Here is a 13,838-nt window from a genome sequence, read left to right as displayed (position 1 = left end):
TGTGCAGCCGCTAACGGGGGTCCGGAAGAGGGGCTGCTCCACGTCCGAGGGCGAGCGCTCGGTTACCCGCTCATCATTGAGTCAGGAGCGGTGCCCCCCGGCAGAACATCAGCACTGTAGCGCGACCCACCTCGACGTCGAAACATTCGCATCAGCCTCGGTACCCCACTCAGCGCGCCAGCAACCGCCCCAGGAGGTGGTGACCGGGGACCGTTTCCGCCGATGCCGTGGCGGGCTCGGAATACACCCCGCCGGGGCCGTCGAGGTCGCGATCCACCAACAGATACGGGACGGAATCGGACGTGTGGGTGCGCAGCCGGACGGGCGTCGGATGGTCGGGAAGGAGCAGGAGACGCCACTCCCCCAGGTCGTCGAGGCCCTCGACGAGACCCGCCAGGATGCGCCGATCCCAGGCCTCGAGCGCCGCCACCTTCTCCTCGAGGTTGCCGGCGTGACCGGCCTCGTCGGTGGCCTCGACGTGGAGGAGGAACACGTCGGCGCCGTCGGCCAGGGTGCGGAGCGCAGCGTCGCGCTTGCCCTCGTAGTCGGTGTCGAACCAGCCGGTGGCGCCCGGCACCTCGACCACCTCCATGCCGGTGAGCACGCCGAGGCCCCGGATCAGGTCGACCGCGGTGCACAGCGCCCCGGTCAGGCCCCTGTTCGCCTCGGCGAACGACGGGAGCTGCGGCTGGGCGCCCTGGCCCCAGAGCCAGATCTGGTTGGCGGCCAGGTCGAAGCGCTCGAGGACCGGGCGGCTGGCGTCCATCAGCTCGGTGAGGCGGGGGGCGGCGGGGCCCTGGGGGAGGACGATCGGCTTGCCGGTGAGGTCGTGGGGCGGGACGCACTCGGCGTCGCCCAGCGCGGCGGGCGCCACCATGATGTGGCGGTACTGGACGCCGGGGTGGAAGGCGACCTCGGCGCCGGCGCCCTGGCCGATCTCGGCGTCGAGCGCCCGGACCACCTCGGCGGCGGCCTCGGTGGAGGGGTGGCCGCCGGCGAAGTCGACCATGGTGCCCGTGGCGGCGTCGACGGTGGCGAGGTTGCAGCGGTAGGCGACCTGGTCGGGGCGCAGTCGAAGGCCCATGGCGGCGGCCTCGATCGGCGCCCGGCCGGTGTGGTAGCCGGCGGGGTCGTACCCGAGGATCGACATGTTGCCCACGTCGCTCCCCGGCGGCATCCCCTCCGGGATCACCGCGGCCCGTCCGACCTCCCCCCGGGCGGCCAGCTTCGCCAGGTTCGGCATCGCCGCCGCCTCCAACGGCGTCCGCCCACCCAGCTCCTCGATCGGTTCGTCCGCACACCCGTCCGGCACACAGATCACGTACTTCACGCTCCGCAGTCTCGCAGCTCGCACGCCGACCTCAGACAGTCCCGACAGCAGCCCGGTCGAGCCACACTTGGAGAGCCGGCGAGGTCCACTCACCACCGAGCGATCGAGTGACGACGCCGCGGGGGACGTCGAGATGCAGGACGTCGCCGAAATCGTCGAAGTCGACCAACGGTGACGCTGCGGCGATGCCTGAGGCCTGGATGAGGGCTCGGTCCGGCTCGGAGTAGATGCACACGTTCAGGACGTGGGGTCCGAGTCCACGCAGAGCGGCGATGACCTGCGCATCGTCGAGCTCGACATGGGTCCCTAGCGGCCGGGGACCGTCGAGCGCCGGTAGCTGCTCGGGAGCGCTCGTCACCGCAGCTTGCCGGAGCAGGCGGAAGTCGGCTCGAAGGTCGACGTCCACCTTCCGGCTCCCGACGAGGCCGATGTGCGCGAACGCCATGAGGTCGACCACCAGGTCGAATGCCGCCTCCCACCCTCGCGTCAGCTCGTCCGGGCTCGATGAGGTGGGCATCAGCCGGGCGGTGAGCCGGTCACTCACGGGGGGTCAGGCGGGCCGCGAGGAAGGACTTGAGCGCCTCGAGGTCGGCGGGGAGGACGTCGTAGCGCTCGGGGAGGGTCAGGATGTCGGCAAGGTGGTCGGGTAACCGGGGGCGGGTGGCGGTAGCGGCTTCGACGGGGTCGGGGAACTTGGCGGGGTGGGCGGTGGCCATGCAGACCACCGGCAGGTCGCCGGGGTAGGCGCCAGCAGCGCGGGCCGCGGCCACGCCGACCGCCGTGTGGGGGTCGGCCAGGTAGCCGGTGCGGCGGTGGAGGTCGCGCATCTCGGCGATGGTGGCGGCGTCGTCGATCGACGCGGCGGCGAACACCGGGTCGACCGGCACCTCCACCGAGCCCAGTTGACGGAAGCGGGTCATCCACTCGGCCGTGGCCGCACCGTCACGCCCCGAGAGCTCGAACAGCAGGCGCTCGTGGTTCGACGATACCTGGATGTCCATGCTCGGGCTGAGCGTCGGCTCGACGGTCTCGGCCACCAGGGCTCCGGTCGTCACCCACCGGGCCAGGATGTCGTTCCGGTTCGACCCCACGATCAGCTGCTCGATCGGCGCTCCGCCCCGCCGGGCGATCCAGCCCGCCAGGATGTTGCCGAAGTTGCCGCTCGGCACCGCCACCCGGCACGGCCCCAGCGCCGCCACCGCGGCCACGTAGTAGGGGATCTGGGCGGCGATGCGCGCCCAGTTGATGGAGTTCATCGCCGACAGCCGCAGCCGCTCACGCAACCCCGCATCGGCGAAGAGGGCCTTCACCAGGTCCTGGCAGTCGTCGAACGTCCCCTCGACGGCGATGTTCACCACGTTGGGGGCGTCGACCGTGGTCATCTGCCGCCGCTGCACCTCCGACACCCGGCCGGCCGGGTGCAGCACCACGATGTCGAGGGTCGAGCGGCCGGCGCAGGCGGCGATGGCAGCCGAGCCCGTGTCGCCCGACGTCGCCACCACGATCGTGGCCCGCTCCCCCCGCCGGGACAGCTCGGCGTCGAACATCCGGCCGACGAGCTGCAGCGCCACGTCCTTGAACGCCAGCGTCGGCCCGTGGAACAGCTCCATCAGGAACAGTCCGGGCTCCACCTCGACCAGCGGCACCACGTCGGGGTGGGCGAAGGTGGCGTAGGCCGAGTCGACCATGGCGTCGAAGTCGGCCCGCCCGAAAGCGCCCTCGACGTAGGGCCACACCACGTCGGCCGCCAGCGCCGGATACGGCCGCGGCGTCGCCCAGTCGGCCGGCAGCGACGGCCACGACTCCGGCACGTACAAGCCGCCGTCGACGGCCGGCCCCGCCAGCAGCACGTCGGCGAAGTCGAGCGCCGGCGCCTGCCCACGAGTGGAGACGTACTTCATCACGCCCCTCAGTCGGTCCCGATGACCCGCAGCACCGACGTGATGCGGTCGACGGCGTCGAGGTGGTGGAGGTCACGCAGGGTGGCCTGCACGGCGGCCTCCCGGGCCAGGTGGGTGATGAACACCAGGCGGGCCTCCCCGCCCAGGCCCTCCTGCTCCATCGAGCGGATCGACACGCCGTGCTCGCCGAACACCCCCGCCACTGCGGCCAGCACACCGGGTCGGTCGACCACGTCGAGGTTGAGGTAGTAGGCGCTCTCCACCTCGTCGATCGGGCTGATCACCGCCTTGGCCAGGGCGCCGATGCTGGCGTGGCTGCCCTTGTGACGGTTGACGGCGGCGTCGACCAGGTCGCCCAGCACGGCGCTCGCCGTGGGGAACCCGCCCGCGCCCCGCCCGTAGAACATCAGCTCGCCCACGGCGTCGCCCTCCACGAAGACGGCGTTGAAGCTGTCGCGCACGGCGGCCAGGGGGTGCGACACCGGCACCATCGCCGGGTGCACCCGCACGCCGAGCGCCCCGCCCGCCGTCCGCTCGGCGATGGCGAGCAGCTTGAGGACGTAGCCCATCTTGGCGGCGTAGGCGACGTCGGTCGGGGTGATGCCGGAGATGCCCTCGTGGTAGACGTCGCCGGCCACGACCCGCGACCCGAAGGCGATCGAGGCGATGATGGCGGCCTTGGCGGCGGCGTCGAAGCCCTCGACATCGGCGGTGGGGTCACGCTCGGCGTAGCCCAGGCTCTGCGCCTCGGCGAGGGCGTCGGCGTAGGCCACGCCCGCCTCGGTCATGCGGGTGAGGATGTAGTTGGTGGTGCCGTTGACGATCCCCATCACCCGGCGGATCTCCTCGCCGACGAGCGACTCCCGCAGCGGCCGGATCACCGGGATGCCCCCGCCGACCGCGGCCTCGAACAGCAGGTCGACCCCGGCTTCCTCGGCCGCGACGAACAGCTCGGCCCCCACGTTGGCCAGCAGCTCCTTGTTGGCCGTGACCACCGGCTTGCCGGCCTTCATGGCAGCCAGGATCAGCTCACGGGCGGGCTCGATGCCGCCGATCACCTCGACCACCACGTCGATCTCCGGGTCGACCACCAGGCCGGCGGCGTCGTGGGTGAGGACGCCCGGCGCCAGGTCGACGCCCCGATCCTTGGTCGTGCTCCGCACCGCCACCTTGGTGACCTCGAGGTGCAGGCCGGTGCGGGCGGCGACGTCGTCGGCACGACCGCGCACCAGCTCCACCAACGCCGCGCCGACGTTGCCGCAGCCCAGAACGCCGACACGGACAGGAGCAGGGGAGGTCACAGAGGGTCATGCTACGAGCCGGCGGAAGGCGGTCCCGCGACTTTCGGGCAGGCACTACAGTGCGTGCGCCCTTCCTCCGCACTGTTGGAGAGCTCCTCGGCCGGGTGGCAGACTTGGCGGCGAGCTGGGCGGGCGGAATACGACAACCACCAGGCGGAGGGCGGAAATGACCTCGATCTCGGGTTCCACCGAGACGGCGACAACCCAGACCGGCGGCACGACCGGCGAGATCGCACAGCGGGTGCGGGCATTCCTCGTCGACACCTTCCTGCTCGGCGACGACGACGGCTTCGCGACCGACGTGTCGCTGCTCGACAGCGGCATCGTCGACTCGACCGGGGTGATGGAGGTCGTGGCGTTCCTGGAGGAGTCGTTCGGCATCGTCGTCGACGACGACGAGCTGGTCGCCGACAACCTCGACTCCGTCGAGCGACTCGCCGCCTTCGTCGCCCGTAAGCGCACGTAGGGCCTGTCCTGTGGGTCAGGTGTACGGATCTCCGAGTCAGGGGCGTCGCTCGGCGTGCCGGGACGACGCAGGAACCCACCAGGGTTTCAATGTCGGCACGGTGCGGCGAGCGGCGTCATCTGGCCGGAGAGACGTGCGCCATGATCCACAGGACAGGCCCTAACCCCGGGGCAGCCCATGTGCGGGATCACAGGGGTGCTGAACGGCCCGGGGCGGGCGCCGGTGGAGCTCGACGAGCTGCGGTCGATGGTGGCGCTGCTGCAGCACCGCGGCCCCGACGGCTACGGCTTCTACCGCGACGAGCACGTCGGCCTGGGCCACGCCCGTCTGAGCATCATCGACCTCTCGACCGGCGACCAGCCCCTCACCAACGAGGACGGCACGGTCTGGCTCACGTTCAACGGCGAGATCTTCAACTACCTGGAGCTGCGCCGCGAGCTGAGCGACCGGGGCCACCGCTTCGTCACGCAGGGCGACTCCGAGGTCATCGTCCACGCCTACGAGGAGTGGGGCGAGGCGACCTGGGCCCGGCTCAACGGACAGTTCGCGGTCGCCCTGTGGGACCGTCGGCGGCGCCGCCTGTGGCTGGCCCGTGACCGCGTCGGCATCCTGCCCCTGCACTACGCCATCGCCGACGGTCGGCTGCTGTTCGCCTCCGAGGCCAAGGCGCTGTTCGCGTCAGGACACCTGACGCCGAGCTTCGACGCCGTCGGCCTCGGCGAGGTCTTCACCCGCTGGTCGGCAGCCGCTCCCCGCACGGTGTTCGCAGGCGTGAGCTCGGTCCGCCCCGGCACGGCCGTGCGGGTCGACGTCGACGAGAACCTGCGCTGCGTCGAGCACGTCTGGTGGCAGCCGGACTTCACGGTCGACCCGACGCTCGCCGACCTCTCCCTCGACGACGCCGCCGACCTCCTCGGCGACCGCCTGGGCGAGGCCGTCCGGCTGCGGCTGCGGGCCGACGTCCCCGTGGGCGCCTACCTCAGCGGTGGGCTCGACTCGTCGGTGATCGCCTCGCTGGTCGACCAGGGCGACGCACCCCTGGAGACGTTCGCCGTCCGCTTCGCCGACCCCACCTTCGACGAGACCGCCGAGCAGCGCCGCATGGCCGGGCTGCTGGGCACGCAGCACCACGAGATCGTGTGCGGTCCCGACGAGATCGCCGCCGCGCTGCTCGACGTCGTCTGGCACTGCGAGGCGCCCCAGCTCAGGACCGGGCCGGTGCCGCTGTACCTGCTGTCGGGCCTGGTCCGGGAGGCGGGGATGAAGGTGGTCCTCACCGGCGAGGGCGCCGACGAGCTCCTGTCGGGCTACTCGGTGTTCAAGGAGGACGCCCTGCGGCGGTTCTGGGCCCGCGACCCGAAGTCGTCGTGGCGACCGGCGCTCGCCGGCAGGCTCCACCCCGAGATCGCCGGCGCCGAGGGCACCCGCGGCACCGACATGTGGGCCCGGTTCTTCGGGCGAGACCTCGAGGCCACCGACAACCCCTTCTACTCACACCTGATCCGCTGGCAGAACACCGCCTGGTCGCAGCGGATGCTGGCGCCCGACTGGCGGGTCGCGCCCGACGAGGGCGACCTGGCGGCGAGCATGCCCCCCGGCTGGTCCGACTGGGAGCCGCTCGCCCGGGCACAGTGGATCGAGATCGCCACGTTCATGTCGTCGTACCTGCTGTCCTACCAGGGCGACCGGGTGGCGATGGCGCACGGCATCGAGGTGCGGTACCCGTTCCTCGACCCCGAGATGATCGCCTGGTGCGGGCGGCTGCCGGGCCGGCTGAAGATGCCGGGCCTGCGCGACAAGGTGACGCTGCGGCGGCTGGCGTCGCGCACGCTCCCCGAGGAGATCTGGAACCGGCCGAAGCAGCCGTACCGGGCCCCGATGGCCACGGCGCTGTTCGGCCCCAAGGCTCCCGACTACGTACGTGACCTGCTGTCGGAGACCGCGGTCGAGCGCCTCGGCGTGCTCGACCCCAAGGCCACCCGGGTGCTCACCGCCAGGGCGTTCGACCGGCAGGGACAGATGGCAGGCGAACGAGAGGAGATGGCGCTCGTGGGCGCGTTGACGTTGCAGGGCCTGGCCCAGGCGTACCTGGTGGACTTTCGGGAGCGGGCCACGGCGGCCCGCCGCCGGCTCGACGGTGTGGAACCGACCGTACAGGTCGACCGGATCGCCTCGGCCGCGGCGACCGTGGGAGGAGACCGATGACCACCTTCACGCGCGACGTGCTCGACCTGGACAGCGCGCAGCTCGACGAGCTGGCCGCCAGCATCGAGTCGGCCGTGACCCGCCTGGTGGGCCGCGAGCTGAAGCGCCGCGGCATCGCCGTCGGTGTGAGCGGCGGGATCGACTCGGCGGTGTGCGCCGCCCTGGCCACCCGGGCGCTGGGCCCCGACCGCGTCGTCGCCCTGCTGATGCCCGAGGCCGACAGCGACCCCGACTCCACGACCCGCGGCCGCGAGCTGTGCGACCAGCTCGGCCTCAAGTACGAGTTCGAGGACATCGCCCCGACGCTGGCCGCGGCCGGGTGCTACCGGCGTCGCGACGCCGCGATCCGGCGGGTGTTCCCCGAGTACGGCGAGGACTGGCGCCAGAAGATCACGCTGGCCGAGGGCCTGCTCGACACCGACCGGGTGAGCTACTTCAACCTCACGGTGGCGTCACCCGACGGTGAGCTGCAGACCAAGCGGATGCCCACCGACGTGTACCTCGAGGTGGTCGCCGCCACGAACATGAAGCAGCGGACCCGCAAGCTGGTCGAGTACTTCCACGCCGAGGCCCGGAACTTCGCCGTGCTCGGCACGCCCAACCGGCTGGAGTACGAGCTCGGCTTCTTCGTGCGGGGCGGCGACGGGCTGGCCGACCTCAAGCCGATCGCCCACATCTTCAAGACCCAGGTGTACGCGCTGGCGAAGCACTTCGGGCTGCCGGAGTCGATCCAGTCGCAGCTGCCCAGCACCGACACCTACTCCCTCCCGCAGACGCAGGAGGAGTTCTACTTCGCCCTCCCGTACCACGAGATGGACCTGCTGCTGTGGGCCTGGCACGAGGGCGTGCCGGCCGCCGAAGCGGGCGCGGTGATGGGCCTGGAGGCGGAGCAGATCGAGCGGGTGTACCGCGACATCGTCGGCAAGCGCCGCATGGCCGAGCGCCTGGCCCGCGACGCCGAGACGGTGGAGAAGGTCCCCCTCGCCGACGCCCGGCTGTAGGGCCTTCTGTCTTCGCTCAGCCCGGCATAGCCGGCTGAGCGAAGACAGAACGGGTCAGCCGACGTCGCAGCGGAGGAGGTCGTCGTGCGTCTCGCGGCGGACGACCAGGCGGGCATCGCCGTCGCGCACGAACACCACCGCCGGGCGGGGCACCTTGTTGTAGTTGGAGCCCATGGAGTGGCCGTAGGCACCGGTGACCGGGGTGGCCAGGACGTCGCCCACCCGCAGGTCGGCGGGCACCTGGGCGGAGCGCACCAGCACGTCGCCGGACTCGCAGTGCTTGCCCACCAGCGTGACCGTGCGGGGGCGGTCGGCGTCGGCGGCCCGGGGTAGGAACGCCTCGTAGCCGCTGCCGTAGAGGACCGGGCGCGGGTTGTCGCTCATGCCACCGTCGACCGACACGTAGGTGCGCACCCCCGGCACCTCCTTGATGGTGCCGACCGTGTAGAGGGTGACCGCGGCCTGGGCGGCGACGGCCCGGCCGGGCTCGGCGGAGATGCGGGTCTCGATGCCGGCCGAGCGACAGGAGTCGATGATCGTACGGCCCCACTGGGAGATCGTCGGCGCCTCCTCGCCCTCCACGTAGGCCACGCCGAGCCCCCCGCCGATCGACAGCTCGGGCAGGCCCAGGTCGTTCACCCAGGGCGCGATCACGTCGACGGCCTGGTGGAAGAAGTCGACCACGAACACCTGGCTGCCGATGTGCACGTGCACGCCCACCAGGTCGACCGAGGGCGAGCCGGCGGCCCGCTCGACGGCCTTGGCCAGGTCGCCCGACGTGACCCCGAAGCCGAACTTGGAGTCGAGCTGGCCGGTGCGGACGAACTCGTGGGTGTGCGCCTCGACCCCAGGGGTGGCCCTGACCAGCACCTTCGGGACGATGCCGTCGATCGTGTGGAGGCGGTCGAGCCGGTCGAGCTCGTCGAAGCTGTCGACCACGATGCGCCCGACCCCGACCTGGCGGGCGTGGTGCAGCTCGTCGACGCTCTTGTTGTTGCCGTGCAGCACCAGGCGCTCGGCCGGCACCCCGGCGGCGAGGGCGACGTGCAGCTCGCCGCCGGTGGCGACGTCGAGGCACATGCCCTCCTCGTGGGCCAGGCGGGCCATGGCCAGGCACAGGAAGGCCTTGGTGGCGTAGGCCACACCGTCGCCGAACACCTCGACGGCCTCCCGGCAGCGGGCCCGCAGGTGGGCCTCGTCGTAGACGAACAGCGGGGTTCCGAACTCGCCGGCCAGCTCGTCCAGGCGGCAGCCGGCGATCGACAGCGACCCGTCGGCCAGGTACGCAGCGTTGTCGGGCAGGAGGTCGCGGGGCAGCACGCTCATACGGCCGCTCAGCGTAGTGACCACCCGGCCGGCCGCCTCAACCGGTTACCCGGCGCGGTCGGTGTCGGTGGTCGGTGGTCAGCGCTCGGCGTAGAGGAGGATGCTGGGGCCGTTGACGTGGTCGGGGTCGTCGCCGCCGACGCGGACGTCGGTGTAGCCGACCCGGCGGAGGGCGTCGAGCAGATCGTCGCGCTCCATCCACAGGGCGTGGACCTCGGGGCCGCCGCAGAAGCCGTTGCTCTGCAGCGACTCCAGGTAGTCACGCCGGTGCAGCCGGATCTCGCGGCCCCCGTGGGTGACGGTGCGGGGCTCGGCGGCGAAGTGGCGGGCGTGGGTCGGGTTCGCCTCGATCACCGCGGCGTCGTAGTAGTGGGTCCAGAGGGCGAGCCGGTCGCCGGCCCGGGCGATCTGCTCCAGCAGCCGCAGCGGGTCGTTCGAGTGGTAGAGGACGCCGCTGGCCACCACGAGGTCGTAGCGTTCGTCGGGGTTCTCGGCCAGGAAGGCGCCGAAGTCGCCCAGCAGGAAGCGGCAGTCGGTCATCCCGAGCAGCTCCTTGGTGACCAGGCACTTGAGGTAGGCGCGGGTGTTGGCCTCGACGGCGGTGACCTTGGCGCCGGCCGCGGTCAGCTGGAAGGTGTGGCCGCCCTCGAGGGGCCCGAGCTCCAGCACGTCGTAGCCGTCGACGTCCTCCACCTGGTCGAGCAGCCAGGAGATGCGGGGGTCGGCGAACAGGGGGACGTGGCCGGCGTCGACGCCGAGCTGCCCGGGCAGCACCGACGACCACTCGCCGGCGAACACGTCGACCGCCACCTGCGGCGAGGGGGCGACGCGCACGTAGGCGTCGAGGATGTCGGTCCCCGCCGGCGCGGCCTCGTCGGCGCGGGGCCGACCGACAGCCCGGCCGGCTCTCGCCAGGACGGCGCTGGGGGTGAGTCGCATGGTGGGCCTCGCTTCGCTCTGTGCCCACTGGTGACCGTCCGACCACCCCACGTGATCGGACGAAGGTACCACCCGCGCCCGTATGGTCAGACCGACGCCAGCAACGCCTCGTTGGGCTCGTCGGGCATGGCGTCGAGCGGCGTGGCGATCTCCGCGGCCGTCGGGCCGTGCTGCGCCGCGGCCGGGGCCAGAGCGGCCAGGTCGAAGCCGTACAGCTCGGCGACGTTGCCGGCCAGGAGCTGCTGCATCTCGGCCCGGTCGACGTCGTGGAACAGCGCCCGCAGGTGCTCCCGGGTGAACGGGTAGGTGCCCTCGTCGTGGGGGTAGTCGCTGCCCCACATCCACTTGTGGAGGCCGATCTTGTGGCGGGCGGCGGCATCGGCGGGGCGGGGCTGGCTCACGCCCATCCAGCAGTTCTGCTCGAAGTACTCGCTGGCCAGCTTGGGCAGCACGCTCTCCTGCCCGTAGCGGATCTCGCCGGTCGACCCGGTGTCGCGGATGCGGGCGATGGTGGCGTCGAGGCGCTCCAGCAGCGGCGGGACCCAGGAGCAGCCGGCCTCGGTCATCACGAACTTCAGCCGGGGGAAGCGCTCGAACACGCCAGAGAGCAGCAGGTGCACGAAGGGGCGCTGCGAGTAGAAGCTCACCTCGGTGATGTAGAGCAGCATGGCCGACGGGTAGGGGCCGTAGTTCGGGGCACCGGTGCCGCCGTGCACGTTGACCGGCACCTCGAGGGCCTCCAGCTCGGCCCACAGCGGGTCGTAGATCGGGTCGTAGAGGGGCTTGACCCAGTCGACGTCGGGGCCGACGTTGGGCAGCAGGATCCCGCCCCGCAGCCCGTGCTCCTTGATCCAGCGGACGTCCTCGATGGCGTCGTCCACGTCGTTGAGGAAGATCTGCCCGATGCCGGCGCGGCGCTCGGGGTACTGGCCGCACCAGTCGACCAGCCAGCGGTTGTGGGCCCGGATGCCGGCGAGGCGGTGCGGGTACTCCTCGGGGCGGGCCGGCGGGGCGAACAGCACGAAGCTCGGGAAGAACGGCGGCACGGTGTTGGGGAACACCACCTCGGCGACGATGCCGTCGGCCTCCTGCTGGGAGTTGCGCATGTCGTTGTCCCAGTTGCGGTAGCGCCGCTGGTCGCCCAGGTCCTTGAACGGGTTCTTGTACCTGCCGCGCCAGGCGTCGAAGTCGTCGAGGTAGGCGGGGTCGAGGTACTCGCGGTACTGGGCGTGGCTGCCGCCGGCGTGGCAGTCGGCGGAGATGATCGTGTAGCGCTCGTTGTCCCCGGTGGCGTCCATGCCCCCCAGTGTGACTGGAACAGGTTCTAAAAACCAGCGCGCACCGTGGTCAGGGGCAGGTGGCGACCGGGCCGAGTGGCAGGACGGCGACGTCCCACCCGTGGAGGCCGTCGTGGGCCGGCTCGTCGTCGCCGCCCAGGCAGCGCCAGGTGGCGTCGTCGGGGAGCCAGTGCCGCACCCCGTCGTCGTCGACCCACCAGGCGGTGCCGTTGAACTGCCGGACGATGCGGCCGGCCAGCTCCGGGGCGCCGTCGCCGGTCGGGTCGATGCTGCTGACCTCGGGCTCGATCACCGAGGTGAAGGGCCCACCGGCGAGGATCTCGGCGACCTGGGCCGGGTCGGCGTAGGCGTGCATGGAGCCACGCTCGAAGTCCTGGTGGAGGCCACGGTCGTCGCTGTAGGGGTTCGACATGGGGAACCCGATCTCGCTCGCGCCACCGCCGTCGTCCATCCACATCGGCATCACCTGGCCGGGCACCCAGAACAGCTGCGTGTCCTCACGCGGGCCGACGAGGATGCCGGGGCCGCTGAGCTGGACGATCACCGATCCGCCGATGCGCCGCACGCCCACGGGATAGCCGCCGAAGCGGATCGCGTTGTCGGGGGCGGAGGGGCCGGAGATCTCCCGGAACGACGTCCACATCGTCGGCGTCAGCCGGACCGCCTCGCCGTTGGGGGGCAGGACGACGACGCCCGCCGGGTCGCCCTGGGAGCTGAGGAGCGCCTGGAAGGAGGCGTCGCCGACGGCCTCCGGCTCGCCGGACAGGCAGGCCTCGGGCGCCAGCTGGGCCACCGCTTCGTCCATCGGCGTGCGGCCGGCGACGCTGTGGTCGCACGGCGGAGGCGTGGGGGACGGGGCCGCTGCCGGGTCGGGGTCGGCGGGGGCCGGCGCAGCCGAGGCGTCGGCCGTGGTGTCGTCGTCGGCGCCGTCCGGGTCGTCCCCGAGCGCACGCAGGCCGAACTCCGCGCCCAGCAGCAGGACGCCGGCCGCCACGAGAGCGATCACCTGTCGCCGTCGCTGCTGCCGCCGGGCGAGGCAGTCCTGGAGCTCGCGGGCCCAGTCGACGGCGTCTTCCGGGCGCGCGTCGGGGTCGGCGTCGACCATCCGGCAGATGAGGTCGACGGCCCGACGCCGCTGGCCGATGCCCTTCAAGGCGTTGTCCAGCTCGGAGCGGAGCTGGTCCTCACGGACCTGCCCCTGCGGATGGCCCAGCAGCATCAGGACGGTGAGCGTCCCGAGGCCCCAACGGTCGGTGGCCGGGCTCTCCCGGCCGTGCAGGCACTCCGGTGCGATGAAGCCCATGACGCCCGAGACCGTGGTGGTCATCGGGCCGTCGGCCGGCCGCGTCGAGCCGAAGTCGATCAGCACCGCCTGGCCCGACCCGTCGACGACGACGTTGCCCGGGTGCAGGTCGCGGTGCATGAGGTCGCGCTCGTGGAGCGCCGACAAGCCCTGGGCGATGCCGAGGACGTACGCGAAGGTCGTCGCAGGATCGAGGGGGACGACCTCGCGGAGGCCCCGGCCGTCCACCCAGACGGTGGCGACGTAGCAGACGTCGTTGCTCGCCTCGGGCGGTGCTGCCCGATCGGGGCGGCGCGACAGACCCGGTCCGGTGAACGACTCCAGCGGGCGGGCGAGGTTGGGGTGGTCGATGGCAGCGAGTCGCTCCCAACGGCGCCGCAGGGCCCCGGCCCGCTGGGGCGAGGTGCCGGTCAGCAGCTTGAGGGAGACGATGCCCTCGTAGCCCACGGGGTCGCCGGCGAACGTGCGGCGCTGGGCCCGCACGACCAGCCCCTCTCCCCCCTCGACACCCTCCACATCGTCGACCACGTAGGCCCGGCGGTCCGCTGCCGGGCCGCAGAACCACGGGCCAAGCCGTTCCGCCTCGCCCAATGCCCCACCTTCGTCGCCGGGAACTGCCGGCCTGCCTCACCGGCCACCGTAGCCGTTGGGTCGTGGCGAGGTTACGAAGCGGAGTCACTGTGTTCCTGGTCACTCCCAGACGATCAGGTCGAGGGTGATCGTCTGCGCCTCGTAGTCGATGGCGACGATGTGCACGTAGGCGAAGCG

At 72.0% G+C, this 13,838-nt stretch carries 11 protein-coding genes; 3 read left to right on the top strand and 8 right to left on the bottom strand.

Annotation, left to right across the window (positions count from 1 at the left end):
- Positions 1–169: 169 nt before the first annotated feature.
- From VK611_06920 to VK611_06905, 4 genes are read right to left on the bottom strand one after another with little or no spacing between them, the layout of a single operon-like run.
- Entirely contained in the window at positions 170–1,330 is a 1,161-nt protein-coding gene (locus VK611_06920; GenBank protein HMG41044.1) for a cofactor-independent phosphoglycerate mutase, read from the bottom strand.
- A gap of 31 nt (positions 1,331–1,361) precedes the next feature.
- Positions 1,362–1,874: a hypothetical protein gene (locus VK611_06915; protein ID HMG41043.1), complete on the bottom strand. Its 513-nt coding sequence runs from the start codon at positions 1,872–1,874 to the stop codon at positions 1,362–1,364.
- Positions 1,867–3,231 carry a threonine synthase gene (gene thrC, locus VK611_06910; GenBank protein ID HMG41042.1) on the bottom strand — a complete coding sequence of 455 codons (1,365 nt, stop codon included), beginning with the start codon at positions 3,229–3,231 and terminating at the stop codon, positions 1,867–1,869. Before thrC ends, VK611_06915 begins: the two co-directional genes overlap by 8 nt.
- Positions 3,232–3,239: 8 nt before the next feature.
- Positions 3,240–4,532 (bottom strand): homoserine dehydrogenase, encoded by a 1,293-nt coding sequence (locus VK611_06905; GenBank protein HMG41041.1) that lies wholly within the window; start codon positions 4,530–4,532, stop codon positions 3,240–3,242.
- A gap of 166 nt (positions 4,533–4,698) precedes the next feature.
- On the opposite strand from VK611_06905, the gene VK611_06900 reads away from it, so the two are divergent.
- The 3 genes from VK611_06900 to nadE all read left to right on the top strand — a co-directional run bounded on the left by VK611_06900 (position 4,699) and on the right by nadE (position 8,204).
- On the top strand, positions 4,699–4,998 hold the full coding sequence (locus VK611_06900; protein HMG41040.1) for an acyl carrier protein: 300 nt from the start codon (positions 4,699–4,701) through the stop codon (positions 4,996–4,998).
- 177 nt (positions 4,999–5,175) lie between these two features.
- A complete protein-coding gene (gene asnB / locus VK611_06895; protein HMG41039.1) occupies positions 5,176–7,203 on the top strand; it encodes an asparagine synthase (glutamine-hydrolyzing) in 2,028 nt (675 codons plus the stop codon).
- Positions 7,200–8,204 (top strand): NAD(+) synthase, encoded by a 1,005-nt coding sequence (gene nadE / locus VK611_06890; protein HMG41038.1) that lies wholly within the window; start codon positions 7,200–7,202, stop codon positions 8,202–8,204. The genes asnB and nadE overlap by 4 nt, the downstream gene beginning before the upstream one ends.
- A gap of 54 nt (positions 8,205–8,258) precedes the next feature.
- Here nadE and lysA read toward each other — a convergent pair whose 3' ends face one another.
- The 4 genes from lysA to VK611_06870 form a co-directional block, all read right to left on the bottom strand.
- Positions 8,259–9,530 (bottom strand): diaminopimelate decarboxylase, encoded by a 1,272-nt coding sequence (gene lysA, locus VK611_06885; protein ID HMG41037.1) that lies wholly within the window; start codon positions 9,528–9,530, stop codon positions 8,259–8,261.
- A gap of 78 nt (positions 9,531–9,608) precedes the next feature.
- Positions 9,609–10,469 (bottom strand): methyltransferase domain-containing protein, encoded by an 861-nt coding sequence (locus tag VK611_06880; GenBank protein ID HMG41036.1) that lies wholly within the window; start codon positions 10,467–10,469, stop codon positions 9,609–9,611.
- An 86-nt stretch (positions 10,470–10,555) separates the two neighbouring features.
- Complete coding sequence (locus VK611_06875; protein HMG41035.1) at positions 10,556–11,767, bottom strand: amidohydrolase family protein; 1,212 nt, start codon at positions 11,765–11,767, stop codon at positions 10,556–10,558.
- Between the two features lie 49 nt (positions 11,768–11,816).
- Positions 11,817–13,661 (bottom strand): protein kinase, encoded by a 1,845-nt coding sequence (locus tag VK611_06870; protein HMG41034.1) that lies wholly within the window; start codon positions 13,659–13,661, stop codon positions 11,817–11,819.
- Between the last annotated feature and the right edge of the window lie 177 nt (positions 13,662–13,838).

It is taken from the genome of Acidimicrobiales bacterium (assembly GCA_035316325.1).
In the GTDB taxonomy this organism is placed as follows: Bacteria; Actinomycetota; Acidimicrobiia; order Acidimicrobiales; family VFJN01; genus DASXTK01.
Note: the sequence above shows the minus strand (reverse complement) of the source record. Positions and strands in the feature narration are given on the sequence as shown.